The following is a 23,840-nucleotide window of genomic DNA, read 5'->3' as shown; positions in this document are numbered from 1 at the left end:
CACGCTGTATGGGTCCCCGCGTTCGCGGGGACGACAGTGTGGAGGCAGCGGAGCCGGCTACCGCGCTTCCGGTGGCGGCGAGCGGTCCAGCACGTCGCCCTTGGCGCCTTCGAGCAGATCGATGCCGTAGGTCTCGACCACGAGCGGCCCGCGCTTGCGCTGCAATTGCGCAACCTGCGTCACCTGCGCAAAGAGATCGTTGACGGCGGGATGGCCGCCCTGACGCAGCTCATCGATATAGAGCAGCTTGCCGGCAAGCAGCTTTGGATCGGGCTCGGGCATGTTGACCCAGCGGATGCGCTGGTTCTGCTGCACCACGCAGGTGCCGCGCGGCAGATAGAAGGCGAGCCAGCCCGTGGTGCCGTAATCCGGCGCCAGCACGCACGTCGCACCGGTGCGGGCGCGCACGGCTTCGATCTCCGCGGCGAGCTCGCGCCAGCCGACGCCGACGCTGCGCACGGTCGCATCGCGGCGATAGCCGGACAGCCAGCCGGTGTTGGCCTGCACAATGAGGGCTGCGAACATCACGATGCCGGCAGGCGCAGCCCAGCGCAGACAAAAGTCAGCCAGGTGGCGCGCACGCGGTTTCCACTGCACGAGGTTGGCGGCGGCCGCAGCCGCAACCACGAAGGGCGGATAGACCGGCGCGAACCAGTTGGCCTCGACGCGGGCATGCAGCGAATGCCAGACGAAATAGGCGACGATGGTCCAGAACAGCGTCTCGATCAGCACGCGCGAGGCCAGCGCGCCGGCCCGGCGCCAGGTCAGCGCGTGCAGCCCCATCGCGCCGAGGATGAAGACCAGCGGCGTTGCGAACGCGATCTGGGTCGGGATCAGCTCGGCGATGAAGACGGGACGGAAATCCTCGATCCTGGCGCGCCCGAGCTGCTTTGCGAACGAGACCCATTGGTGATCCGCATTCCAGAGGATCACCGGCGAGAACAGCGCAAGGGCGACGAGGCCACCGAGATAGGGCCAGGGTGAGAGGAACCAGCGCCTGAGTTTCGGCACGGCCGCGAGCCAGATCAGGATCGCCGGCCCGAAGAACATCGCGGTGTATTTCGACAGCAGCGCCGCACCGACGGCTGCACCGACCGCGAGCCACCAGACGCCGCGGCCGGTCTCCAGCACTTTTGCGAGAAAGAACAGCACGAAGCTGGAGGCGACCAGCAGCGGCGCATCGGGCGTGACGATCAGCGTGCCGACCGCGGCCAGCAGCGTCACGTTGAGCAGGATGGCACTGGTGGCCGCGAGGCGGGCGCCCCCGAACAGGATCGCGGCCGAGCGATAGATCGCATAGCTCATCGGCAGCGCGAGCAGGATCGAGACGAGGCGGACGCCGAGCTCGGTGTCGCCGGCGATCATCGTGCCGGCGCGAATGACGTAGGCAACCATCGGCGGGTGGTCGTAATACCCGCCCGCCAGATTCTTCGACCACATCCAGTAATAGGCTTCGTCGAAGGTGATCGGCGTGAAGGCGGCCGCGACCAGCCGCAAGCCGACCAGCGCAAGGATCACCAGCGTGGTATTGCGGACGACCCGCGCGTCAGCCCCACCCATCGTGAGCTATTTCTTGCGCCAGACGAACAGTCCGGACATCGCGTAGTTCCACACCACGCCCATCAGCGCGCCGGCCATGCCGGCCAGCCACCAGATCGGCTCCTGGTCGTAGACCGAGAAGGCGACGCCGACATTGGCGAGCAGGCCGACGCTGCACACGATGTAGAAGGCGATCAGGCCGCGCAGCAGCGCAAAGCCCTTCAGCCGCTGATCGCGATAGGTGAGGAAGTTGTTGAGGATGAAATTGCTGGTCATGGCGACGATGGCGCCCGCGGCCTGCGCCTCCGCGAACGGCGCCTTGAAGACCCGAAGGGCGATGAACAGCGTGGTCAAGTGCACCACGAGACCGATGCCGCCGACCATCGCGAACAGGATGAAGCGCAGCGAGACGATGTCGTTGCTCAGCTTGGCCAGCACCAGGCCAAGGAAGTCGAGCGCGACCATGGAATCCAGCTTGCTCTCGCCGTGCTGGCGGGCGCCGAAAGTGTAGGGAATTTCGACGGCGCGCAAGCTGCCGTGGGCGGTGGCGACGAGGTCGAGCAGGATCTTGAAGCCATGCACCGAAAGTTTCGGCGCCAATTCCTCGAAACGATCGCGGCGGACCATGAAGAAGCCGCTCATGGGATCGGCGATCTCGACCCGCAGCATCTTCCTGGCGACCTCGGTCGCCAGAGCGCTGGCGCCGGCGCGCTGCTTGTTGAAGCCTTCGCTCTTGTAACCCTCGATGTAGCGGCTGCCGACCACCAGATCGGCCTCGTCGCTGGCGAGCAGCAGCAGCATCTTCGGCAGCTGCGTCTCGTCGTGCTGAAGGTCGGCGTCGATCACGGCGACAAAGGGCGCGCTGGAGGCCAGGATGCCCTCGATGCAGGCGCCGGACAGGCCGCGGCGGCCGATGCGGCGGACACAGCGCACGCGGCTGTCGCGCTGCGCCAGCGCGCGTACGACATCCCAGGTGCCGTCGGGTGAATTGTCGTCAACGAACACGACTTCCCAGGCGACGTTGGCGAACGTCGCCTCCAGGCGCCGGTACAGCACCATGACGTTGTCGCGCTCGTTGAAGGTCGGGACGATGACCGACAGTTCCGGCCCCTCTTGAGCCTGGGGCGGATTGTCGGAGCCCGGTCTGATCGCTTCATTCATGACGGCAGCGTATATCCGCCGCGTCCTGCGCTGCCAAGCCGGGGTTTCCAAGGGGAAGGGCCTAAAAGCGCCCCAAAATGCCAACGACCCCGGAACGGCGGACCGCGCGTACATCCGGCGCAGCCTGAGCTATTCCAAGGTCGTCCCAGCAACGGAGATCGTGACTCAACGTTGCCGTTGACAACCAAATGGGGACGGCAAGGCCGCTTTTCAAGGGGCAAAAGCACCCGTTTTGAGGCTTACCGCTAGTTCGGGACTTCCTTGATCACCGGGCCGCGCGGCGCGGGCGCGGCAGGGGCTGCCGGCGCCATGGCCGCCGGGGCCTGATCGACCTTTGCCGGCTTGGGCGGCTTGCCGTACTGGCCGATCGGCCCGAGGACGACGGCGACCGCAAGCACGACCGCCGCGACGATCGCACCCAAAATGCCACCCACCGACTCAGACGACATGGAAGCCCATCCCTGTTCCAGATGCGATCATTGATACCACGGATGCGCGCGCGGCCGGAAGAGCTGCCGAAGAGGCGAATAGCGAATGGCGAGTAGCGAATGAGGCACCCCTGGCTTCTGCCCCTACTCGCTATTCGCCACTCCCCATTCCCTACTTCGCCGGCGGCCTGTGCTTGACGAAAGCCGTCACGATGTCTTTCTGCGCCGACTCCACCGCCCTGTTCGCGGTCGCGAGATGGGCGCCGGAATCGATGTTCGGATATTGCGTGGTGAGATAGTCGAGCAATGCCACCCGGTAATATTGCCGCTCCGACGGACAGGCGCCCGCAACCGAGCGGCCAAAATCCTGTTCCGACAGGCCCTGATTGCTGTCGCGCGAATATTCCCGCGCCAGGCAATGCCAGTAATCGTCGCGCCCCTGCATGGCGAGCTTCTGCGCGCCCCTGGCATCGTCGTCATCCGCCATGGCAGAATATGTCATGGCAGCAGATGTCATCATGAGCGCCGCGCCCAGCATCAGCATCCGCATCTTGTTCTCCGTCTTCGCAGATGATCTGGTCGGAAGCTTAGACGGGCCGCGGCAACTGGCCAATCACAACTCGTTTGACTAGGATGCCGGCCTCCCCTCCACGTCGATGCGAGATCCTCCCGTGGCCAAAGCAAAAACCGTGTCCAAAAAATCCGGCAATATCTTCATCGGCATCGGCGGCTGGACCTTCGAGCCCTGGCGCGGCGTGTTCTATCCGGAGAAGCTGACGCAGGCGAAGGAGCTGTCCTATGCGGCATCGAAGCTGACCTCGATCGAGATCAACGGCACTTATTACGGCTCGCAGAAGCCGGAGAGCTTTCGCAAATGGGCCAGCGAAGTGCCCGAGGGTTTTGTCTTCTCGGTGAAGGGGCCGCGCTTTGCCACCAACCGCCGCGTGCTCGCGGAAGCCGGCGATTCCATCAAGCGCTTCTATGATTCCGGCGTGCTGGAACTCGGCGACCATCTCGGGCCGGTGCTGTGGCAGTTCGCGCCGACGAAGAAGTTCGACGGTGCCGATTTCGGCAAGTTCCTCGAGCTGCTGCCGCGCAAGCTCGACGGACGCGGGCTGCGCCATGTCGTCGAGGTCCGCCACGACAGTTTCTGCACGCCGGATTTCGTTGCGCTGATCCGCGAGTTCGAGACGCCGGTCGTGTTCGCCGAGCACGGCAAATATCCGGCGATCGCCGACGTCGCCGGCGATTTCGTCTATGCCAGGCTTCAGAAGGGCAATGACGAGATCAAGACCTGTTATCCGCCGAAACAGCTCGATGCCTGGGCCAAGCGCTTTCAGGACTGGGCCGAGGGAAGTGAACCGGACGATTTGCCGAAGGTCGACAAGGCCAAGCCGAAGAAAGAACCGCGCGACGTGTTCGCCTACGTCATCCACGAAGGCAAGGTGCGCGCGCCGGCCGGCGCCATGGAACTGATCGCGCGGGTGAGCTGAGCGCGCCGTGACCTATGTCGCTCGCAGTTAGGCGCAGCAAAGCCTCCACACGTCATGGCCGGGCACAGCCGTCCAAAGGACGGCGTCGCTTCCGCTTGCCTATGCCCGGCCATCCACGCTCTGCTGTGCGGCACGAAAGAACGTGGATGCCCGGGACAAGCCCGGGCATGACGACCTCTCATGTCGTGACCCGAGGTGTCCCATGGCAAAGGCGAAGAAGCTCTTCACCATCGGTTATGAACAGACGCCGCCCAAGGCGGTGCTGGACGAGCTGGAGCAGGCCGGCGTCAAGCTCGTGGTCGACGTGCGCGCGGTGACCTCGTCGCGTCGGCCGGGCTTTTCCAAGAAGCAGCTTTCCGCGGGACTGGACGAACGCGGCATCGCCTATGTCCATCTCGCCGCGCTCGGCACGCCCAAGGAGGGGCGCCTTGCCGCGCGCAGCGGTCAGTACGACGTGCTGGAAAAGATCTATTCAAGGCACCTGAAGACGCCGCAGGCCAGGGAAGAGATGGACGAGCTCTCGGCGCTGGTGAAGAAGGCCGGCCCGGTGTGCCTGCTCTGCTACGAGCGCGACCACACCCACTGCCACCGCCAGATAATCGCGGAGGCGATTGAGGAGCGGGATGGCGTGACAGTGAGGAATTTGGCGGGGCGGCAGGTGTAGCTGCCGCTCGGGCGGGAGGACGAAACGACGACTCTATCCGTAGCCGTCATCCTGAGGTGGCCGCTTCTTCAGCGGCCCTCGAAGGACGACGGCGTGCCGCCGATGTTGCACCTCGGCCGTGCATCCTTCGAGGCTCGCAAGGGCTCGCACCTCAGGATGACGGGTCTACAGCGGCGCGCAACGCGAGTCCGCAATGATATACGGAGAACGCCTACCCCTCCCCCGCTAGCCGGAACGTCCCTTCCATCATCTGCACGCAGCTGCCGCCGACATGGGCGGACACGATCTTGCTGTCCTGCTTGCGCACGCGCGTCAGCAGGATGCTCGGACGGCCCATGTCGAAACCCTGGCCGACGGTGAGCTTCAACTCGCCATCGCGCGCGGGATCGAGATCGGCGAACAGCGCGGCGGCGGCGACCGTGGCGCTGCCGGTGGCGGGGTCCTCGATCAGGCCGCTGGCGCCGGGGAAGAACATCCGCGCCTGCCGCTCGCATGGAGCTTCCGCCGCCGGCACGTCGCGCGTGTAGAAATAGACCGAGAAGGCGCCATCGCGCGGCAACATCCGGCTGAACGCCGCAGCATCGGGCTTGGCCCGCCGCACAGCCTCGCGCGACCCCACTTCCGCCACCACGAAGGGCGTTCCAACGCCGACGACCTGCGGTGCATGGCGATCGATCTTGATATCCTCCGCGGTCAGGGAAATGCAGGCCGCGATCTCTTCGGCGGAACACTTCGCGAGGCGCGCCAGCGGCTGCGGCGCGGTGAGCTCGGTGCTGACCACCCGTCCCTGCTCCCGTACGATCTCGACCGGGACCAGCCCCGCTTTCTCCTCGAACAGCAGGCGCGGCTTCGGCTCCTTTGCGAGGCTCGCCAGCACGAAGGCGGTGCCGACATTGGGATGACCGGCAAAGGGCAGCTCCCGCACCGGCGTGAAGATGCGCACCTCGGCGTCATTGGCCTTGTCGCGCGGCGGCAGCACGAAGGTCGTCTCGGAATAGTTGAACTCGGTCGCGATCGCCTGCATCTGCGCCGTCGACAAGCCGCCGGCATCGAGCACCACGGCAAGCTGGTTGCCGCCGAAGGGGCGGTCGGTGAACACGTCGACGGTGATGTAGCGGCGCTGCATCGTCACTTCCTCATGCAAATGGCGACCACGACCGGCCGCATCGCGCAGCAGTCTACAAGCCGAAAACATCACTCGTCATGCCCCAAAATTCGGAGCAATCGGAGCAATGGCGGAAGAGATCTAGAGGCGGAAGAGCAGGCGCGCACGCTCGCAACGGCCTTCGCCGCGACGCCGGGCTGGCGGACGTCACCAGCCCGGCGTCGTCTACCGTGGTCGTTAGTACGTCGCCGTGTTGGGCAGGCAAGGCGGCCGCTTGTAGGGCGCCGTGGCATACGCGCCCTCTGCCGGGGCCCTGACGCAGTAGTCGGCCGTCGCCTCGGTTGTCGCGCGCGGTGGGGCGACGTGGCGCGCGGATGCGGCCTGGGTTTGGGTGACGGCGGCGGCGATCAGGGCGGCCGCAACGAGGGTCAGTCGGGTCATTGGCTTTCTCCGGGTGACAGACGGAAGCCGAGCTGTTTCGGCTTCCACTGCGCAAGACCCGAAAGCTAGCAGAGATATTTCATCACGCGCCTTCAACGGCACGCGACTCAGCTTCAACCAAACGCGACCCACATTTGAACGCGCGCTATCCCAGTTGAAACACCGCCACCTTCTGCTCGTAGCCGCGCACCTCGACTTCGCCGAGCGCGACGGCATCCTCGCCGTCATCGCCGAGCGCCTCGCGCACGGACGCGGAGATCAGGAGCTGCGAGCCAAAATCCTTGTTCAGCGCCTCCAGCCGCGAGGCGAAGTTCACGGTGTCGCCGATCACCGTGTACTCCTTGCGCCGGGGCGAGCCGATATTGCCGGCGACGACCTCGCCGAAATGGATGCCGATGCCGATCCGCAGCGGCCAGCTCGTCTGCGCGTTGATGTGGTCCATCGCGGCCAGCATCTCGCGGCCTGCAGCGACCGCGCGGTGCGCAGCGTCGGAGGCCTCCAGCGGCGCGCCGAACAGCGCGAGAAAGCCGTCGCCGAGAAACTTGTTCACGATGCCGCCCTGACGGTCGAGGATGTCGACCAGCACCGCGAAGGCGCCGTCGAGCCGGTCGACCACCTCCTGCGGGGTGCGCGACTGCGCGCCGGCGGTGAAGCCGCGGAAATCGACGAACATCACCGCGACGCGGCGGAGGTCGCCGGCGGCGCTCGTCCCCTCCGCCATCAGCCGCTCCACCACCTGCGGCGAGACGTGCTGGCCGAACAGGTTGGTGACCCGGTCGCGCGCGGTGGCCGCCGCGATGCTCGCGGCAAATTGCCGCCGCAACTGCGCGCCGACGGAGCCGGCGAGCACGCCGCAGATCAGGATGATGGTGCTGCGGACCGCGTGGAAATAGGCCTGGGGCTCGCCGACGCCACTTGCAGGATCATAGATCAGCGCCACGGCGAGCAGCTCGGCCGCGGCGACGAAGCCGGTGAAGGTGGACAGCCAGAAATCAAGCCGCAGGGTCGAGAGAATGATGAAGATGAAGTACATGAGCGGCACGGCAAAGCCGAGCGCCTGGGTTGCACCCATCGACCGGATTTGCAGGATGAGGATCACCGTGGGCAGCGATGTCTCGATCAGCGCACCGATATAGCGGCGGACCACCGGGAGGTCGCGATCAAGCCTGAGATTCTTCCTGATCTGGCTGTGGACCCAGGTCTCGAACAGGATGAAGCCGGCCAGAAGGCTGTAGACCTCGACGAGCCCTTCCGTCCCGCGCCAGACCCGGTTCACGATGGCAGGATCGATCAGATAGATCGCGGTGAGGAACACGGTCATGACGCAGCCCGTCATGATCAGCGCCCGCACCCGCAACAGCTCGGTGCGCAGCACCTCCCGCGTCAGCTCGCGCTCGAATTCCTCCGACAAGGCGGCGTGCTGCCGCGCCTTCCTGCTCGCAAACCTGACCATTCCACCCCCTTGATTCAGGGGTATCTTGCCTCAATCCAGCGTGCGGCGGAAGCGCGTCACGGCGATGGTCATGGCGATCAGCATCAGGGCCGCCAGCGCCAGCGCGTCGAAGTGCAAATTCTGCATGCTTGCGCCCTTCAGCATGATGGCGCGGACGATGCGCAAATAATGGGTCAGCGGCAGGCATTCGCCGACATATTGCGCCCAGGCCGGCATGCCGGCGAACGGGAACATGAAGCCGGAGAGCAGAATGCTCGGCAGGAAGAACATCATCGACATCTGCATGGCCTGGAGCTGGTTCTGCACGACGGTCGAGATCGTGTAGCCGATCGACAGGTTGGTGGTGATGAACAAGGTCGAGAGCAGCGCGAGCAGGAACAGATTGCCGAGCACGGGCACGCCGAACAGGCCGACGCCGATGCTGATGATCAGGAAGGCCTGGACGAAGCCGACCAGCACGTAAGGGATGATCTTGCCGAACATCACCTCGACCGGCTTGATCGGCATCGACAGCAGGCTCTCCATGGTGCCCCGCTCGACCTCGCGCGTGACCGAGAGCGCGGTGAAGATCAGCATGGTCATGGTGAGGATGGTGCCGACAAGCCCCGGCACGATGTTGAGGCTTGACGCTGCGGCCGGATTGTAGCGCGCATGCGCCCGGATCTCGAACGGCATCTCCGGGGGATTGCCGATATAGAGATCGTGCTTGAGCGCGGTCTGCACGACCATGCCGAGCGAGCCGAGCGCGGAGCTCGCGGCGACCGGATCGGTTGCGTCGGCCGCGACCAGCAGCGCCGGCCTGTCGCCGCGCCGCACCGCCCGCTCGAAGCCGCGCGGGATCTCGACGCCGAACAGCACCTTGCCGGACTTCAGCAGATTGTCGAAATCCTCGACGTCGTGCACTTCGTAGATGAAGCGGAAATAGGCGGTGTTCTCCAGCGCTTTCAGGATCGAACGGGTGAGATCGGAGTCCTCCTGGAGCAGCACCGCGCTCGGCAAATTGTGCGGCGTGGTGTTGATGGCATAGCCGAACAGCGTGAGCTGCATCACCGGCAGCATCACGATCATCGCGAACGAGACGCGATCGCGCTTGAGCTGGATAAACTCCTTGACCAGCATCGCGTAGGAGCGCCGCAGGAAACCGAAGCGCTCGCGGATTTCGTGGGGTGGTGCGGGATGATCGATTGCGCTCATTGGAAATTGTCCTTGGACCGGCCCATCAGTTCGATGAACACGTCTTCGAGCGAGGGATGCGACTTCTGCCAGTGCAGGCCGCTCCGCTCGCGCCACGGTGCGATGCTGGCTTCGAGCGCGGCAACGTCGCGCCCCGAGACGTGCAGCGAGGTGCCGAACGGTGCCACCATGTCCACGCCGGGCTTGCCGGTGAGCGCAGCCGCGAGCTCGTTGAGGTCCTCGCCGGTCACAGTGTAGGTCGAGAGCGCGGACTTCGCGATCACCTCCTCCACCGTGCCGTGCGCCAGCAGATGGCCGTAGGCGATGTAGGCGATCTCGTGACAGCGTTCGGCTTCGTCCATGTAGTGGGTCGAGACCAGCACGGTGAGGCCGTCGGCGGCGAGCGCATGGATCTCGTTCCAGAAGTCGCGCCGCGCCTTGGGATCGACGCCGGCAGTCGGCTCGTCGAGCAGCAGGAGTTGCGGATTGGGCAGCGTACAGGCACCTAACGCCAGGCGCTGCTTCCAGCCACCAGAGAGCTCGCCGGCAAGCTGCTCCTCGCGACCCGAGAGCCCGAGCCGCTTGACCATGTCAGCCGCCGCGCCGCGTGCATCGGCAAGGCCATAGAGCCGTGCCACGAATTCGAGGTTCTCGCGCACCGACAGGTCCTGGTACAGGCTGAAGCGCTGGGTCATGTAGCCGACCTGGCGCTTGATCTTTTCGGCATCGCGGCGGATGTCGTAGCCGAGGCAGGTGCCCTCGCCGCTGTCGGGCGTCAGCAGGCCGCAGAGGATGCGGATGGTGGTCGTCTTGCCCGAGCCATTGGGACCGAGGAAGCCGTAGATCGAGCCGCGCTTCACCTGCATCGACAGATCGTGCACGACCTCGCGGCCGCCGAACGACTTCGTCAGGCCCTTGACGTCGATTGCGATCCCGTTGCCGCCGTTCATCGCTTGTCCGCCATCGGAGTTTTTGGATTGAGATAGACATCGATCGGCTGCCCGACCCGCAACGCATCGGGACGCGAGGGCCGCGCCTGGATCAGGTAAACGAGCTTGTTGCGCTCATCGAGGCTGTAGATCACCGGCGGGGTGTATTCGGCCGAGGTCGCGATGAAATAGATCTTGGCGGTGAGGTCGGCGGCGCAATTGTCGCAGCCGATCCGGACCGTGTCGCCGATCGCAAGCTTCGGCAGTTCGGTCTCCGGCACGAAGAAGCGTAGCTTCATGTTGCCGGGCGGCATGATCGAGAGCACCGGCCGCTGCGCCGCCACCATCTCGCCCTCGCGGAAATAGATCTGCTGGATGGTGCCGGCGACCGGCGCAAAGCCCCTGCGCCGCGCCATCCGCGTCTCCGACGTCGCCACCCGCGCTTCCGCCACGCGCAGGGCGGAGACGGCGGAATCGAGATTGGCCTGCGTGCCCGAACCGGTCTTGTTCAGCGAGGCCGCACGGTCATAGGTCTGCTGCGCGTTCGCGAGCGTCGCCTTGTTCTGGTTGAGATCGGCAAGCTGGAGATCGTCATCGACGGAATAGAGGGCGTCACCGACCTTGACCTCGTCACCCTCGCGGACGCTCAGCTTCGTCACCCGGCCCGCCTCGTCCGGGCTGACGAAGATCATGTCGGCCTCGACCCAGCCCTGGAAGCCGGGATCGCGCTTCTCCTTGCAAGCCGCCAGCGCGGTTGCGAGCAGGACGGCCAATGCAAATCTGAAAATTGCTTGCGACGACCTCATGTCGTCCTCCGTTCGCCAAAAATCAAATCGAGATGGACGCGCAGCATGTCCCGCGCGTCGAGCGGCGCGTGACGCTCAAACAGGCTTTGCCAGATCACCGCGATCATCGCAGGCGCGATCAGGATCTGCGGATAGCGCGCAAGGTCCCTCTCGCGGATCTCGCCGCGGGCGATGCCGAGCTCGATCAGCGAGCGCATCGCGGCGACCCCGCGCGAGACCACCTCGCGATAGTAGAAGTCGGCGACGGAGGGAAAGCGCGGCCCCTCCGCCACGATCAGGCGCACGAGATCGCCGCGCCTGGTGCCGATCACCTCCTTGAGGAAGTTGCCGGCGAAGGCTTCGATGAGGTCGCGCACCGAGCCTACCGGCGGCGGCAACGTCGTCAGCCGCGCCACCACAGGCACGATCACGACGCGTACCAGCTCCTCGAACATCGATTCCTTGTCCTTGAAGTGCAGGTAGATCGTGCCCTTGGCGACGCCGGCGCGCTTTGCAATGTCGTCGAGCCGCGTTGCGGCAAAGCCGCGCGCGATGAACTCCTCCATCGCTGCCTCCACGATCGCCGCACGCCGCTCCGCCGCGCGTGTGGCACGGTTCGAGGCGGGCGCAGCTTCGGGCATGGGGCTCCCAGCCTGGGCCGCAGATGCCGCAGCGAGTTTGGCGGGCTTCTTCATCGTTCAATTATGACTGACTGGTCAGTCATAGTCAATCGATGAAGCAGAGCCGTGCGACTGAATTGAATTAGCCTTGACTAATGAATTAGCGTTCGCTAATTTATTGGCATGATCGAAGCCGCCCCAAACCCCGTCACCACCGTGATGCGCGCCCTCGCCGATCCGACCCGCCGCGCCGTGTTCGAGCGTGTGTTCGGGAGCAAGGAGATCAGCGTCGCCGAGCTGACGCGCGGCAGTGGCGTGACGCAAGGTGCGATCTCGCAGCACCTGAAGTCGCTGAAGCAGGCCGGCCTCGTTGCCGAGCGCGCCGAGGGCCGCAACGTCTACTACCGCGCCGCGCCTGAAGGACTCGAGCCGCTGGTGACCTGGATGGATCATTACGGCGTCTTCTGGCGCGAGCGCTTCCAGAACCTGCGTGACCTCTTGAAGGAGATCGATCCGTGAGTGCTGCCGCGTTGAAAGCTGAAACAAAGGACATCGTCATCGACGAGGTCTTCCCTCACACGACCGAGACGATCTGGAAGGCGCTGACCAGCGTGCAGCTAATCGCGCGCTGGCTGATGCAGCCGACCGGCTTCGAGGCCGTCGAAGGCAAGGCCTTCACGTTCCAGACCAAACCGGGTGGCGACTGGGACGGCGTCATTCATTGCCGCGTTCTGGAGGTCGTGGCCAACAGGCGCCTCGTCTACGCCTGGAAGGGCGGCGACGAGCGCAACACCGGCTATGGCGCACCGCTCGACACCGTCGTGACCTGGTCCCTCACCCCGGTCGAAGCCGGCACGCGGATCCAGCTGGTTCATGCGGGCTTCGTGCTGCCCAGGAACGAGAGTGCCTACACCGTCATGAGCGGCGGCTGGAAGAAGGTCGTCCGACAGCTCGACGAGATCAGCGGCGAAGACAGGTAAGGAGTCATCACGATGGACAAGCCCTATACCGGCGGCTGCGCCTGCGGCGCGATCCGCTATTCGATCACCGGTGAGCCCCTGTTCAGCAATCACTGCCAGTGCCGGGACTGCCAGCGGGAAAGCGGCGGCGGCCACGGTTCGTACATGACCTTCGCGCGCGCCGGCGTCACCGTAACCGGCGAGGCGAAACACTGGGACATGGTCGGCGACAGCGGCAATGTGAAGACGCGCGGTTTCTGCGTCCGGTGCGGCTTGCCGGTTTACCTGACCTTCGCGGCAATGCCCGACATCTTCACCATCCGCGCCGCAAGCCTCGACGAGCCCGCCCGCTACAAGCCGCAGGTGGTGACTTACGCCGCGCGCGGCCATGACTGGGATCGTCTCGATCCGGACCTGCCGAAGTTCGAGACCATGCCGCCGCCGTGAGGCGCCGGCGCTAGCCAAAATCCAACACCATGCGGCCGTCGATCTTGCCGGCCTTCATCCGGTCGAAAACGTCGTTGATCTGCGCGAGCGGCACTTTCGTCACCTCGGCCTTGACCTTGCCGTCGGCGGCGAACGCGATGGCTTCATCGAGGTCGCGACGGGTGCCGACGATGGAGCCGCGCACCGTGATGCGCTTGAGCACGACGTCGAAGATCGGCGTCGGGAATTCGCCCGGCGGCAGGCCGACGAGACTGACGGTACCCTTCCGGCGCACCATCTTCAGTGCCTGGGCAAACGCTGCGGTCGAGACCGCCGTCACCAGCACGCCGTGCGCCCCTCCCCCGGTTGCCGCCAACACCTTGTCCACGGTATCGGCCGCGAGCGCGTTGACGGCGAGGTCGGCGCCGGTCTCGCGTGCGAGCTTGAGCTTGTCCTCGGCGATATCGACGGCCGCGACCTTGAGCCCCATCGCCTTGGCATACTGGATCGCGACATGGCCGAGCCCGCCGACACCCGAGATCACGACCCACTCGCCGGGCTTTGCCTCCGTCTCCTTCAAGCCCTTGTAGGTGGTGACGCCCGCGCACAGGATCGGCGCGACGCCGGCAAAATCGATCGTTGCCGGCAGTTTGGCGGCGAAGGCGGCCGAGGCGATGACATATTCGGCAAAACCGCCGTTCACGCTGTAGCCGGTGTTGTGCTGGTGCTCGCACAGTGTCTCCCAGCCGGTCTCGCAATATTCGCAGGACATGCAGGCGTCATGCAGCCAGGCGACGCCGACAGCATCGCCCACTTTCAGATTTTTCACGCCGGGTCCGAGTGCGGCGACGATGCCGGCAACCTCGTGGCCGGGGATGAAGGGCGGCACCGGCTTCACCGGCCAATCGCCGGAGGCGGCGTGCAGATCGGTGTGGCAGACACCGCAAGCCTTCACCTTGACCAGAACCTCGCCGGGACCGGGCCGCGGCACCGGCACGTCCTCGATCACCAGCGGCTTGCCGAATTGTCTGACGATTGCGGCTTTCATGGTCGGCATCGGTCTGCTCCTTTGTATTACGCGGAGCAGACTAGCGAGGCCGCAAGGCTCCCCCTTGATTGGAATCAAACCGCACAAAGTTTGCGCAAGCGCTCGCGCCATCGTGACATCACGATGACGACGCGGCGCGAAGCGCGGGTGTGTCAGCTATGGAACTTGAGGCCGTCGACGATCTTGTCGACCACCTTGCGCTCGGCGCGAACAGCGATACCGACGAGGTTGAGATCGGCACGCACCACCGCTTTCACCACCTCGCGATTGGCGGCATCATGCGTGGTCTTGAACATGTCCTCGGTATAGACCGCCGGCACCACGTTGCGGGTGAGCGCACGATCGAGCGCGCGCGACAGCGCCGGACCGTCGGCGCCGTAGATCAGGATCGGCTGGCCGATCAGCGCGTGATATGTCGTGCCCGAGGCATCCTCATAGGGCTCACCGATGCATTCGGAAAAAGCCGCGGCGATGCCGCTGGTGAGGAAAGCCGCCACGTTGAGCTTCTGCCAGGCCTGAAGATCGGAGCGGATCACGACGGCGATCTTGGTGTCGAACTGCATGTGCTTCCTCAGCTGTCATTCCGGGCTCGATGCTACGCATCGCCCCGGAATGACAGCAAGAGAAATTCAACCCTTCGCGTCGCAGGCCCAGGCGCGGATCACGCATTCCTTGCCGCCGTACTTGTAGCATTCGCGCGTGGCGGCATTGAGCGAGGCGGAGATCTTCGGCTTGACGGCATAGCCATACGCGCCGCAGGGGTTGGCGAGGTCGACCGACATCGCGGCGCAGGCGCGCTTCATCGTCACCGTCGTGCAATCGCCCTTGCACTGCTTCTGTGCCACGGCGCGGGCCTCGTGCTCGGCGCCGTAATCGAAAGCCTGGCCATAGGCGCCGCACTTGCCGACCGCAAATGCGCCGGCGGCGCGTGCATCCGTGATGTGGCGAGCGCCCGCGACACAAACAGACAACGCAAAGAAAAACATCGCGCAACGGCGCGCGACGACATTCGAAGCCATGGAAAAACCCCTCCCCCCAAGGCAGGTGGAGGCGACTCTAAGCGGCGGTCGTTTCCAGATGGTGAACGGGTGGTTGAAATCGGCGGGCTTGGGAGATGCCGTAGGGTGGGCAAAGCGAAGCGTGCCCACCGATTCTCATCATGATCCGACGAGATGGTGGACACGGCGCCGCGCGCCTTTGCCCACCCTACGGCAGCGTCATCCCCGTCGTGCCGCTTCCAGCGCCTGCGGCGTGTCGATATCGAGGAAGGCGCTCTCGCCGTCGACAGGCACTTCGGCGACCGCCTCGGTGTGCTTGGCGATCAGGTGACGCGCGCCGACGTCGCCATCGAGCGTCATCAGCTCCCGGAAGAAGCGGCGCGACCACAGCACGGGATTGCCGCGGCGGCCTTCGCTGACGGGTACGACGATCAGATTGCCGCGGTCCGGTGCGAAGCTGTCGATGAGACGGTCGATCAGGCCGGCATCGATCAGCGGCATGTCGCCGAGGCAAACCACGGCGCCGTCGCAAGCTTCAGACACGGCCGCGATGCCGGCCTTGACCGAGCTCGCGATGCCGCCGGCGAAATCCGGATTCCTGACGAACCTCACCTTCAGGCCTTGCAGCGCCTGCTCGACCAGCTCGGTCTGGTGGCCGGTGACGACGATCACCTCCGATGCCTTCGAAGCCAGCGCCTGCTCGGTCGCGATCCGCACCAGCTTCTTGCCGTCGAGCTCCGCGAGCAGCTTGTTCGGCCCGCCCATGCGGGTCGAGCGTCCCGCCGCGAGCACGATGGCGGCGACCTGGCTGTTGCCCTCGATCTCGGGCGTTGCGCGCGGCTGCGGTCGCGTCACGATCTCCATCAGGAGCCCGCCGACGCCCATGCCCATCAGCTCGGCGCGCGTCACCTTGATGCCGGCAAGCAGCCGCATCAGCACCCAGTCGAATCCGTTTTCGACCGGCGAGCGTGCGCAGCCCGGCGCGCCCAGCACCGGCACGCCGCCGGCCCGCGCGATCAGCAGCAGATTGCCGGGATCGACCGGCATGCCGAAATGCTCGATCTCACCGCCGATTCCCGTGACGGCCGCCGGGATCACATCGCGGCGGTCGGCGATCGCGGAGGCCCCGAACACGATGACCAGCTCGGCGCCAAGTCCGAGCAATTCCTTGATCGCAGCCGACAGCGCATGCTCGTCATGCTGGACGCGCCGCTCGGCGATGATGCTGGCGCCGGCCGGCGCCAGCCGCTCGGCGGTAACGCGCAGCGTCTTGTCGATCACCTTGGAGGACAGGCCCGGCAGCAGCGTCGAGACCACGCCGACGCGCTGGATGACATAGGGGGCGATCTTCAGGACGTCCCTGCCGGCGGCCTTCACCGCGGCATCGCGCAAAGCGCCCTCGACGCCGAACGGGATGATCTTGACGGTGCCGACCATCTCGCCCTCGACCACCGGCTTGTAGGCGGACAGCGTCGCAAAGGTGATGGCCTCGTCGATATTGTTGATGCGGTCAACGGCGGCGCGGTCGATCACCAGCACGCCCGGGCGCGCGGCGAACAGGTTGGCGCGGCCGGTGAAGGCGCGCTCGACATGGATGCCCTCGCCGCCGACGGCCAGTGCGATGCTGGCGGCCGCGACGTCCTCGGAGACGTCGCCCTCCTCCATCCGCACCACCACGACGTCCTTGATGCCGGCGCGCTCCAGCGCCTCGACCTCGGCGGGCCCGATCGTCGTACCCTTCTTCAGCACCAGCGGCCCCTGGCGCAGGGTGTGGACGGTCACCCCGCCGATCGCATCCCTGGGGCTCGCCGGGCCGAACTTCATGCCGCTTCTTCTTTTTCTTTGGGTGGCAGCCGGAGCACCGCGGTGATCTCGGCCATGATCGACACCGCGATCTCCGACGGCGAGACCGCGCCGATCGCAAGGCCAATGGGCGCGTGGATGCGCGCGATGTCGCTGTCCTTGGCGCCCTGCGCCCGCAGCCGGTCGCCGCGCTTGGCGTGCGTCTTCCGCGAGCCGAGCGCGCCGATATAGAAGCAGCCGCGCTCGAAGGCGTGCAGCAGCGCGGGATCGTCGATCTTGGGATCGTGCGTCACCGCGACGAACGCCGTGTAGGCATCGACGTTGAGGGGCGGCAGCGCGGTGTCGGGCCATTCGGCCACCAGCGGAATATCGGGGAAGCGCTCTGCGCTCGCAAAGGCCGTGCGCGGATCGACGACAGTGACGTCGTACCCGAGCGAGCGCGCCAGCGGCGCCAGCGCCTGACTGATATGGACCGCGCCGACGATGACGAGCTTCGCGGTCGGTGCGTAGACGTTGAGGAACAGCTTCTTGCCGCCGACCTCGACATTGGCGCTCTTGCCCATGCGAAGCTGTTTTTCGAGCTCGACGCGCAGCGGGTCGTTCGCGAAATCCTTCGCCTTGACCAGGCGCTGCTCGCCGCTCTCGGTGTCCGTCACCAAGATCGCCGGACGGCGCGCGGCGCGCTCGGCATTGAGTTCGTGCAAAATCGCGAGCTTCACGGCTAGCCGACCTTCTCGACGAAGACGCGGATGGTGCCGCCGCACGACAGCCCGACATTCCAGGCGGTCTCGTCGGCGACGCCGAACTCCAGCATCTTCGGCTTGCCGCTCTCGATCACGTCCATGGCCTCGGTGACCACGGCGCCCTCGACGCAGCCGCCGGAGACGGACCCCAGGAACGTGCCCTCGTCGTTGATGACGAGGCTCGAGCCCGCCGGGCGCGGCGCCGAGCCCCAGGTCTCCACCACGGTGGCGAGCGCGACGCCACGGCCGGCCTTCTTCCAGTCCTCCGCCGCCTTCAGAATGTCCTCGTCGCGATCGAGCATGGGGTAACCTCTCAAGCTGCGGAACGGATCAGGCTGCGGTGATGCGGCGGCAGCGGCCGGGAGAGCGTCGTGATCAGCTCCTGGATCGAACTCAAATTATGTACCGGGCGGAATTCGTCAACGTGCGGGAGCATCATTTTGATGCCCTGCGCCTTGGCCTCGAAGCCGCCGAACCGCAACAGCGGGTTGAGCCAGATCAGCCGCCGGCAGGAGCGGTGCAGCCGGTCCATCTCGAAGGCGAGCCTGGAATCGGCCTCCCGCTCCAGCCCGTCGGAGATCAGGAGCACGATGGCGCCCTGGCTCAGGACGCGGCGCGCCCACAATTTGTTGAAGTTGTGCAGCGAGGCCGAGATCCGCGTGCCGCCGGCCCAGTCCTCGACCGAGGCCGAGCAGCTCGCCAGCGCCTCGTCGGGATCGCGCTGGCGCAGCGCGCGGGTGACGTTGGTGAGGCGGGTGCCGAACAGGAACACCGAGACGCGCTTGCGCGCATCCCCGATCGCATGGAGGAAATGCAGGAACAGTCGGGTGTATTCGTTCATCGAGCCCGAGATGTCGAGCAGCGCGACGATCGGCGCCGGCTTCTCGATCCGCCCGAGCCGATGGATGTCGATGATGTCGCCACCGGTGCGCAACGACGCACGCAGCGTGCGGCGCAGGTCGAGGCGCAAGCCTCGGGAATCGGGCCGGTGCCGGCGCGTCAGCAGTTCGGCCTGCGGCAGCCGCATCCGCTCGACGGCGTGCAAGGCCTCGCTGATCTCCGCTGCGCTCATCTGCGCAAAATCCTTCTTCTGAAGGATTTCCTTGTCGGACACCGACAGGCGCAGATCCTGCTCCTGGTGCTGCGGCGTCTCCGTCATGCGCGGCTGCGACATCGCTTCCTGCACACGCCGCGCGCCGGCCTGCGGCTTCTTCTTGGCCTGGTCCGGCAGCGGCACCGAATCCAGCATGTGCTTCCACTCCTCCGAGGCGCGGAAGAACAGGTTGAAGGCCTGCTTGAAGATCAGCGCATGCTCGTGGCGCTTGACGAAGATCGCCTCCAGCGTGGTGAAGACGTCGGCCCGCTTGCCGATGTCGATCACCTCAAGCGCGTTCATGGCATCGATCACTGCGCCCGGCCCGACCGGCATGCCGGCAGAGCGCAACGCGCGGGCGAAGCCGACGATGTTGTCGGCGAACTGCTCGGTCTGCTCGGGTGCCAGGTGGTTGATGGCCATGGTTCAACACTCTCGGTCGTCATTCCGGGGCGCGCCTCTTGGCGCGAGCCCGGAATCCATACTCCCGATCGTGGTTATGGATTCCGGGCTCGCGCTACGCGCGCCCCGGAATGACGAGTTAGTTATGACGCGCGAAAATCAATCCTCGCTCGTCGCTTCCTTCAGCACCTTCTGCAAGGTATCGCCCTGCATGCGGGTGATGTCGTCCTGGTACTTGAGCAGCGCGCCCAGCGTGTCGCCGACCACCTGCGGGGTCAGCGAGCGGGCGTCGAGCTCGGACAGCGCGGTGGCCCAGTCGATGGTCTCGGCGACGCCCGGCGACTTGTAGAAGTCCTGGTTGCGCAGCGCCTGGACGAAGCGCACTACCTGCTGCGACAGCTTCGCGGAGATGCCGGGCACGCGCGTCTTGACGATCGCGAGCTCGCGCTCGGCAGCGGGATAATCCACCCAGTGATAGAGGCAGCGCCGCTTCAGCGCGTCGTGGATCTCGCGGGTGCGGTTGGAAGTGATGATGACGATCGGCGGATACGGCGCCTTCACAGTGCCGAATTCGGGGATCGTCACCTGGAAATCGCTGAGGATTTCCAGGAGATAGGCTTCGAACGCCTCGTCGGCGCGGTCGAGCTCGTCGATCAAGAGCACCGGCGGGCCGGCAACGTCGGGCTCCAGCGCCTGGAGCAACGGCCGCTTGATCATGTAGCGGTCGGCGAAGATGTCGCTCGACAATTGATCGCGATCGGTGTCGCCGGCGGCTTCCGCCATCCGGATCGCGATCATCTGCGCGGCGCTGTTCCACTCGTAGACCGCGGAGGAGACGTCGAGGCCTTCGTAGCACTGCAGGCGGATCAGCTTCCGCCCCAGCGCCGCCGACAGCACCTTGGCGATCTCGGTCTTGCCGACGCCGGCCTCGCCTTCGAGAAACAGCGGCCGACCCATGCGCAGCGACAGGTAAGTCACCGTCGCCAGCGATCGCTCCGCGAGGTAGCCGCGCGACGTGAGGAGTTCGAGCATCGCATCGACAGATGCCGGCAGGGCCGCTGAAGTCATGAAAGGGCCAGTCTCGTTTACGCCCTCACCGGGGCAAGTCGTCGGGCCAGTTGGTGAGGCCCATCATTCCTTGGCATTGGCGGCGTCGACGGCCCGCCGCGTCAGCACCCCGATGAGGTGCGCGCGATATTCGGCACTGCCGTGGATGTCGCTGTTGAGACCCTCGGCCGGCACCTCGATGCCATCAAGCGCCTTCGCCGAGAAGCGCTTCTTCAGGGCTTCCTCGAACGCGGTGACGCGGAACACGCCTTCGGAGCCGGCGCCGGTGACGGCAACACGGACATCCGACGGACGCCGCGCCACGAACACGCCGACCAGCGCGTAACGCGAGGCCTGGTTGCGGAATTTGATGTAGGCGGCCTTCTTCGGCAGCGGGAACATCACCTTGGTGATGATCTCGTCGGCCTCGAGCGCCGTCGTGAACAGCCCCTGGAAATACTCTTCGGCCTTGAGGCGGCGCTTGTTGGTGACGATGGTCGCCCCTAACGCCAGCACCGCGGCCGGATAGTCCGCGGTCGGATCGTTGTTGGCGAGCGAGCCGCCGATCGTGCCCTTGTGGCGCACGGCGGGATCGCCGATTCCGCCGGCAAGGCTCGCGAGCGCCGGGATCGCTTCGCCGACGATGGCGGAGGTCGCGACCTCAGCGTGCCTGGCGGTGGCGCCAATCACCAGCGAGCGGCCCTTCATCTCGATCGTGTTGAGCCCCTCGATGTGGGAGAGGTCGACCAGATGCGGCGGGCTGGCGAGGCGCTGCTTCATGACGGGAATCAGCGTGTGGCCGCCGGCGATCACCTTGGCGTCTTCGTTCTTCACCAGGAGGTTGGCGGCCTGCCGAACGGTCCCGGGGCGATGATATTTGAATTCGTACATCTGAATGTCCTGATCGCGGGATGCGCGCGTGTCGATTTAGGCGAGGTCGGATTTCGCCATCGCCTTGGCGCCGGCGGAGATCGAGGCGACGATGTTCTGGTAGCCGGTGCAGCGGCAGAGATTGCCTTCCAGCTCCTCGCGGATGGTGTGGTCGTCGAGCTCGTGACCCTTGCGATGGACGATGTCGATCGCGGTCATGATCATGCCGGGCGTGCAGAAGCCGCACTGCAGGCCATGGTGCTCGCGGAAGGCTTCCTGCATCGGATGCAGCGGCGCGCCGTCGGCAGCCAGCCCCTCGATCGTCCTGACCTCGTGGCCGTCGGCCATCACGGCAAGCGTGGTGCAGGACTTCACGGCCTTGCCGTCGAGATGCACGACGCAGGCGCCGCACTGCGAGGTGTCGCAGCCGACATGGGTGCCGGTCAGCCGCAGATTCTCGCGCAGGAACTGCACCAGAAGCGTGCGGGGATCGACGTTGGCCGTCACAGGATTGCCGTTCACGATGAGGGAGATTTTTGCCATAAGCACTCTCTATCAGCGCCCCGACGGGTCCCGTCGAAGCGGTTCTTATAATTATTCCAACCCATCATATGGGCCATTATGCCCCGGGGCAACATCGCCCCGGACGCAAGGCGCCATGCCGAAAGGCGATAGCCTTCAGCCCTGTACCGCCTTGGCGAAGTTCGCGAAAAACTCGTCGGCCAGCTTCTTGGCGGCACCGTTGATGAGGCGCTGTCCGAGCTGCGCCAACTTGCCGCCGATCTGCGCCTCGACGTCGTAGGAGAGCAGCGTGCCGCCGTCCTTCTCCGCGAGCTTGACCACGGCGCCGCCCTTGGCGAAGCCGGCCACCCCGCCCTCGCCTTCGCCGGAGATCTTGTAGCCGTTCGGCGGGTCGAGATCGGAGAGCGTCACCTTGCCCTTGAAGCGCGCCGACACCGGGCCGACCTTCATTTTGGCTGTGGCGCGAAAGCCGCCGTCGTCGGTCTTCTCCAGCTCCTCGCAGCCGGGGATGCAGACCTTCAGCACCTCGGGATCGTTGAGCTTGGCCCACACAGCCTCGCGCGGCGCCGCAAGCTGGACTTCGCCGTTCATCGTCATGGCCATGGGGTGCCTCCCGGGATCGTGCAACTATAATGCTCAAGTAACGCACGCAGGCCGCAAAGGAAAGGGCGGCCTCCGGTCACGTGCAATGCATATTCGCAACTGCAAAAAATCTTGTGCGGTCGGTTTGGGATTGGCACAGGCGAGCCATGATGGTTAGGTCCCGCGCAACATGAGCACAGCCCTCTCCCCCCTGCTCGCGCCGATGCTGTCGAGCGTCGCCATGCGCGCCGTCTGCGACGACCGCTCTACCCTTCAGAACATGCTCGATTTCGAGGCAGCCCTGGCCCGGGCCGAGGCCGCCACCGGCGTGATTCCCGCGGCCGCCGTGGGCCCGATCGAAGCCGCATGTCAGGCGGCGTCCTTCGACCCTGCTGCCCTCGCAGAGGCCGCGACGCGATCGGGCAATTTGGCCATTCCTCTGGTCAAGACGCTGACCGCCAATGTCGCCAGGGCGGATGCGGAAGCTGCCCGCTACGTGCATTGGAGCGCAACCAGCCAGGACGTCATCGACACCGCGACCATGCTCGCACTGCGTGCCGGCATCGATGCACTCGACGCCGACCTCAGCCGTGCCATCAAGGGCTTTGCCGCGCTGGCGCGCAATCATCGCAACACCGCCATGGTGGCGCGGACCTGGCTCCAGCATGCGTTGCCGATGCCGTTCGGGCTCAAGGCCGCCGAATATGCCGCAAGCCTTGCCCGCGCCCGCTGCCGCCTCAGGCGGCTCTCCCGCGAGGGCCTGGCGTTGCAATTCGGCGGCGCGGCCGGCACGCTCGCGGCCCTCGGCGACAAGGGGCTCGTCGTTGCGGAGCGACTGGCGCAGGAGCTCAACCTGCCGCTGCCGGAAGCGCCATGGCACACCCATCGCGACCGCATCGCGGAAGCCGCATCGGCTCTTGCGATTCTTGCCGGAAGCTGCGGCAAGATCGCGCGCGACGTCTCGCTGATGATGCAGACCGATGTCGCCGAGGCGTTCGAGCCAGCCGGCGAAGGCCGCGGCGGCTCCTCGACCATGCCGCACAAGCGCAACCCGGTCGCAGCCGCAAGCGCGCTCGGATGTGCGACCATGGCCCCGCAGCTCGCCGCGACGATTTTTGCCGCACAGGTGCAGGACCACGAGCGCAGCGCCGGCCCCTGGCACGCGGAATGGCCGACGCTGCCGCAACTGATGCTGGTCACCTCGGGCGCGCTCGCCGCCATCGTCGATATCGCCGAGGGCCTCGACGTCGATGCCGCGCGCATGCGCAGCAATCTCGATGCGACGCACGGGCTGATCATGGCCGAGGCGGTCACCTTCGCGCTGGCCGAGACCATCGGCAAGAGCGATGCGCATCATCTCATCGAGGCCGCGAGCAAGCGCGCAGTCGCCGAGAAGAAGCATCTGCGCGAGGTGCTATCAGGCGATTCGCAGGTCACCGCGCATCTTTCGCCGGAAAAAATTGCGGCATTGTTCGAGCCGATGGCCTATCAAGGGGCTTCCCAAGCCCTGATCGACCGGCTGCTCGACAGCCTCGAGCGAGATTAATTGTTTGAGC

The 23,840-nt window shown here is 65.7% G+C and carries 28 protein-coding genes; 6 read left to right on the top strand and 22 right to left on the bottom strand.

Going from position 1 to position 23,840, the window contains the following annotated elements; all coding sequences use genetic code 11:
* Window positions 1-57: 57 nt before the first annotated feature.
* From XI09_RS32815 to XI09_RS32800, 4 genes are all read right to left on the bottom strand, one after another.
* Entirely contained in the window at window positions 58-1,560 is a 1,503-nt protein-coding gene (locus XI09_RS32815; protein WP_271570554.1) for a glycosyltransferase family 39 protein, read from the bottom strand.
* A 6-nt stretch (window positions 1,561-1,566) separates the two neighbouring features.
* Window positions 1,567-2,700 (bottom strand): glycosyltransferase family 2 protein, encoded by a 1,134-nt coding sequence (locus tag XI09_RS32810; protein ID WP_271570553.1) that lies wholly within the window; start codon window positions 2,698-2,700, stop codon window positions 1,567-1,569.
* Window positions 2,701-2,945: 245 nt separating this feature from the next.
* A complete protein-coding gene (locus XI09_RS32805) occupies window positions 2,946-3,149 on the bottom strand; it encodes a hypothetical protein (RefSeq protein WP_271570552.1) in 204 nt (67 codons plus the stop codon).
* Window positions 3,150-3,300: 151 nt separating this feature from the next.
* Complete coding sequence (locus XI09_RS32800; protein WP_271570551.1) at window positions 3,301-3,678, bottom strand: hypothetical protein; 378 nt, start codon at window positions 3,676-3,678, stop codon at window positions 3,301-3,303.
* A gap of 106 nt (window positions 3,679-3,784) precedes the next feature.
* Between XI09_RS32800 and XI09_RS32795 the strand changes: the two genes are divergently transcribed.
* Together XI09_RS32795 and XI09_RS32790 are read left to right on the top strand one after the other, a co-directional pair.
* The gene (locus XI09_RS32795; RefSeq protein ID WP_271570550.1) at window positions 3,785-4,621 is read left to right on the top strand and encodes a DUF72 domain-containing protein; all 837 of its coding nucleotides are present in this window, start codon (window positions 3,785-3,787) and stop codon (window positions 4,619-4,621) included.
* Between the two features lie 202 nt (window positions 4,622-4,823).
* Complete coding sequence (locus tag XI09_RS32790) at window positions 4,824-5,285, top strand: DUF488 domain-containing protein (RefSeq protein ID WP_271570549.1); 462 nt, start codon at window positions 4,824-4,826, stop codon at window positions 5,283-5,285.
* Between the two features lie 211 nt (window positions 5,286-5,496).
* On the opposite strand, the gene XI09_RS32785 is transcribed toward XI09_RS32790, so the two are convergent.
* The 7 genes from XI09_RS32785 to XI09_RS32755 all read right to left on the bottom strand — a co-directional run bounded on the left by XI09_RS32785 (window position 5,497) and on the right by XI09_RS32755 (window position 11,812).
* The gene (locus tag XI09_RS32785) at window positions 5,497-6,411 is read right to left on the bottom strand and encodes a PhzF family phenazine biosynthesis protein (protein WP_271570548.1); all 915 of its coding nucleotides are present in this window, start codon (window positions 6,409-6,411) and stop codon (window positions 5,497-5,499) included.
* Between the two features lie 216 nt (window positions 6,412-6,627).
* The gene (locus tag XI09_RS32780; RefSeq protein ID WP_271570547.1) at window positions 6,628-6,831 is read right to left on the bottom strand and encodes a hypothetical protein; all 204 of its coding nucleotides are present in this window, start codon (window positions 6,829-6,831) and stop codon (window positions 6,628-6,630) included.
* Window positions 6,832-6,976: 145 nt separating this feature from the next.
* Entirely contained in the window at window positions 6,977-8,284 is a 1,308-nt protein-coding gene (locus XI09_RS32775) for an adenylate/guanylate cyclase domain-containing protein (protein ID WP_271570546.1), read from the bottom strand.
* Window positions 8,285-8,314: 30 nt separating this feature from the next.
* Window positions 8,315-9,478 carry an ABC transporter permease gene (locus tag XI09_RS32770; protein ID WP_271570545.1) on the bottom strand — a complete coding sequence of 388 codons (1,164 nt, stop codon included), beginning with the start codon at window positions 9,476-9,478 and terminating at the stop codon, window positions 8,315-8,317.
* Window positions 9,475-10,407 (bottom strand): ABC transporter ATP-binding protein, encoded by a 933-nt coding sequence (locus tag XI09_RS32765; RefSeq protein ID WP_271570544.1) that lies wholly within the window; start codon window positions 10,405-10,407, stop codon window positions 9,475-9,477. The genes XI09_RS32770 and XI09_RS32765 overlap by 4 nt, the downstream gene beginning before the upstream one ends.
* Window positions 10,404-11,192 carry an HlyD family secretion protein gene (locus XI09_RS32760; RefSeq protein ID WP_271570543.1) on the bottom strand — a complete coding sequence of 263 codons (789 nt, stop codon included), beginning with the start codon at window positions 11,190-11,192 and terminating at the stop codon, window positions 10,404-10,406. The genes XI09_RS32765 and XI09_RS32760 overlap by 4 nt, the downstream gene beginning before the upstream one ends.
* Window positions 11,189-11,812, bottom strand: a complete 624-nt coding sequence (locus tag XI09_RS32755) for a TetR/AcrR family transcriptional regulator (RefSeq protein ID WP_271570542.1) — start codon at window positions 11,810-11,812, stop codon at window positions 11,189-11,191. The genes XI09_RS32760 and XI09_RS32755 overlap by 4 nt, the downstream gene beginning before the upstream one ends.
* A gap of 162 nt (window positions 11,813-11,974) precedes the next feature.
* Here XI09_RS32755 and XI09_RS32750 point away from each other — a divergent pair, with 162 nt between their 5' ends.
* Genes XI09_RS32750 through XI09_RS32740 form a run of 3 tightly spaced genes read left to right on the top strand, consistent with a single transcriptional unit; the run spans window position 11,975 to window position 13,197 of the window.
* Window positions 11,975-12,310 (top strand): ArsR/SmtB family transcription factor, encoded by a 336-nt coding sequence (locus XI09_RS32750; protein WP_271570541.1) that lies wholly within the window; start codon window positions 11,975-11,977, stop codon window positions 12,308-12,310.
* Window positions 12,307-12,771, top strand: a complete 465-nt coding sequence (locus XI09_RS32745) for an SRPBCC family protein (protein ID WP_271570540.1) — start codon at window positions 12,307-12,309, stop codon at window positions 12,769-12,771. Before XI09_RS32750 ends, XI09_RS32745 begins: the two co-directional genes overlap by 4 nt.
* Before the next feature lie 12 nt (window positions 12,772-12,783).
* Window positions 12,784-13,197 (top strand): GFA family protein, encoded by a 414-nt coding sequence (locus XI09_RS32740; protein WP_271570539.1) that lies wholly within the window; start codon window positions 12,784-12,786, stop codon window positions 13,195-13,197.
* 10 nt (window positions 13,198-13,207) lie between these two features.
* On the opposite strand, the gene adhP is transcribed toward XI09_RS32740, so the two are convergent.
* The 11 genes from adhP to XI09_RS32685 all read right to left on the bottom strand — a co-directional run bounded on the left by adhP (window position 13,208) and on the right by XI09_RS32685 (window position 22,305).
* Window positions 13,208-14,233: an alcohol dehydrogenase AdhP gene (adhP, locus tag XI09_RS32735; protein WP_271570538.1), complete on the bottom strand. Its 1,026-nt coding sequence runs from the start codon at window positions 14,231-14,233 to the stop codon at window positions 13,208-13,210.
* A 143-nt stretch (window positions 14,234-14,376) separates the two neighbouring features.
* A complete protein-coding gene (locus XI09_RS32730; RefSeq protein ID WP_271570537.1) occupies window positions 14,377-14,787 on the bottom strand; it encodes a DUF2000 family protein in 411 nt (136 codons plus the stop codon).
* A 66-nt stretch (window positions 14,788-14,853) separates the two neighbouring features.
* Window positions 14,854-15,243, bottom strand: a complete 390-nt coding sequence (locus XI09_RS32725) for a DUF4189 domain-containing protein (protein ID WP_271570536.1) — start codon at window positions 15,241-15,243, stop codon at window positions 14,854-14,856.
* Between the two features lie 198 nt (window positions 15,244-15,441).
* Window positions 15,442-17,046 (bottom strand): molybdopterin-binding/glycosyltransferase family 2 protein, encoded by a 1,605-nt coding sequence (locus tag XI09_RS32720; protein ID WP_271570535.1) that lies wholly within the window; start codon window positions 17,044-17,046, stop codon window positions 15,442-15,444.
* A complete protein-coding gene (locus XI09_RS32715; protein WP_271570534.1) occupies window positions 17,043-17,744 on the bottom strand; it encodes an XdhC family protein in 702 nt (233 codons plus the stop codon). The genes XI09_RS32720 and XI09_RS32715 overlap by 4 nt, the downstream gene beginning before the upstream one ends.
* 2 nt (window positions 17,745-17,746) lie before the next feature.
* A complete protein-coding gene (locus tag XI09_RS32710; protein ID WP_271570533.1) occupies window positions 17,747-18,070 on the bottom strand; it encodes an XdhC family protein in 324 nt (107 codons plus the stop codon).
* Window positions 18,071-18,081: 11 nt separating this feature from the next.
* The gene (locus XI09_RS32705) at window positions 18,082-19,284 is read right to left on the bottom strand and encodes a vWA domain-containing protein (protein WP_271570532.1); all 1,203 of its coding nucleotides are present in this window, start codon (window positions 19,282-19,284) and stop codon (window positions 18,082-18,084) included.
* Between the two features lie 138 nt (window positions 19,285-19,422).
* A complete protein-coding gene (locus XI09_RS32700; protein ID WP_271570531.1) occupies window positions 19,423-20,331 on the bottom strand; it encodes an AAA family ATPase in 909 nt (302 codons plus the stop codon).
* A gap of 63 nt (window positions 20,332-20,394) precedes the next feature.
* Window positions 20,395-21,201 (bottom strand): FAD binding domain-containing protein, encoded by an 807-nt coding sequence (locus tag XI09_RS32695; protein ID WP_092192496.1) that lies wholly within the window; start codon window positions 21,199-21,201, stop codon window positions 20,395-20,397.
* A 36-nt stretch (window positions 21,202-21,237) separates the two neighbouring features.
* A complete protein-coding gene (locus XI09_RS32690; RefSeq protein ID WP_212288800.1) occupies window positions 21,238-21,723 on the bottom strand; it encodes a (2Fe-2S)-binding protein in 486 nt (161 codons plus the stop codon).
* Window positions 21,724-21,858: 135 nt separating this feature from the next.
* Entirely contained in the window at window positions 21,859-22,305 is a 447-nt protein-coding gene (locus tag XI09_RS32685; RefSeq protein ID WP_271570530.1) for an SRPBCC family protein, read from the bottom strand.
* Between the two features lie 169 nt (window positions 22,306-22,474).
* Here XI09_RS32685 and XI09_RS32680 point away from each other — a divergent pair, with 169 nt between their 5' ends.
* On the top strand, window positions 22,475-23,830 hold the full coding sequence (locus tag XI09_RS32680; protein WP_271570529.1) for a 3-carboxy-cis,cis-muconate cycloisomerase: 1,356 nt from the start codon (window positions 22,475-22,477) through the stop codon (window positions 23,828-23,830).
* Window positions 23,831-23,840: the final 10 nt, after the last annotated feature.

The sequence above is a fragment of the Bradyrhizobium sp. CCBAU 11386 genome, from assembly GCF_028128955.1.
Taxonomy (GTDB): domain Bacteria; phylum Pseudomonadota; class Alphaproteobacteria; order Rhizobiales; family Xanthobacteraceae; genus Bradyrhizobium.
Note: the sequence above shows the minus strand (reverse complement) of the source record. Positions and strands in the feature narration are given on the sequence as shown.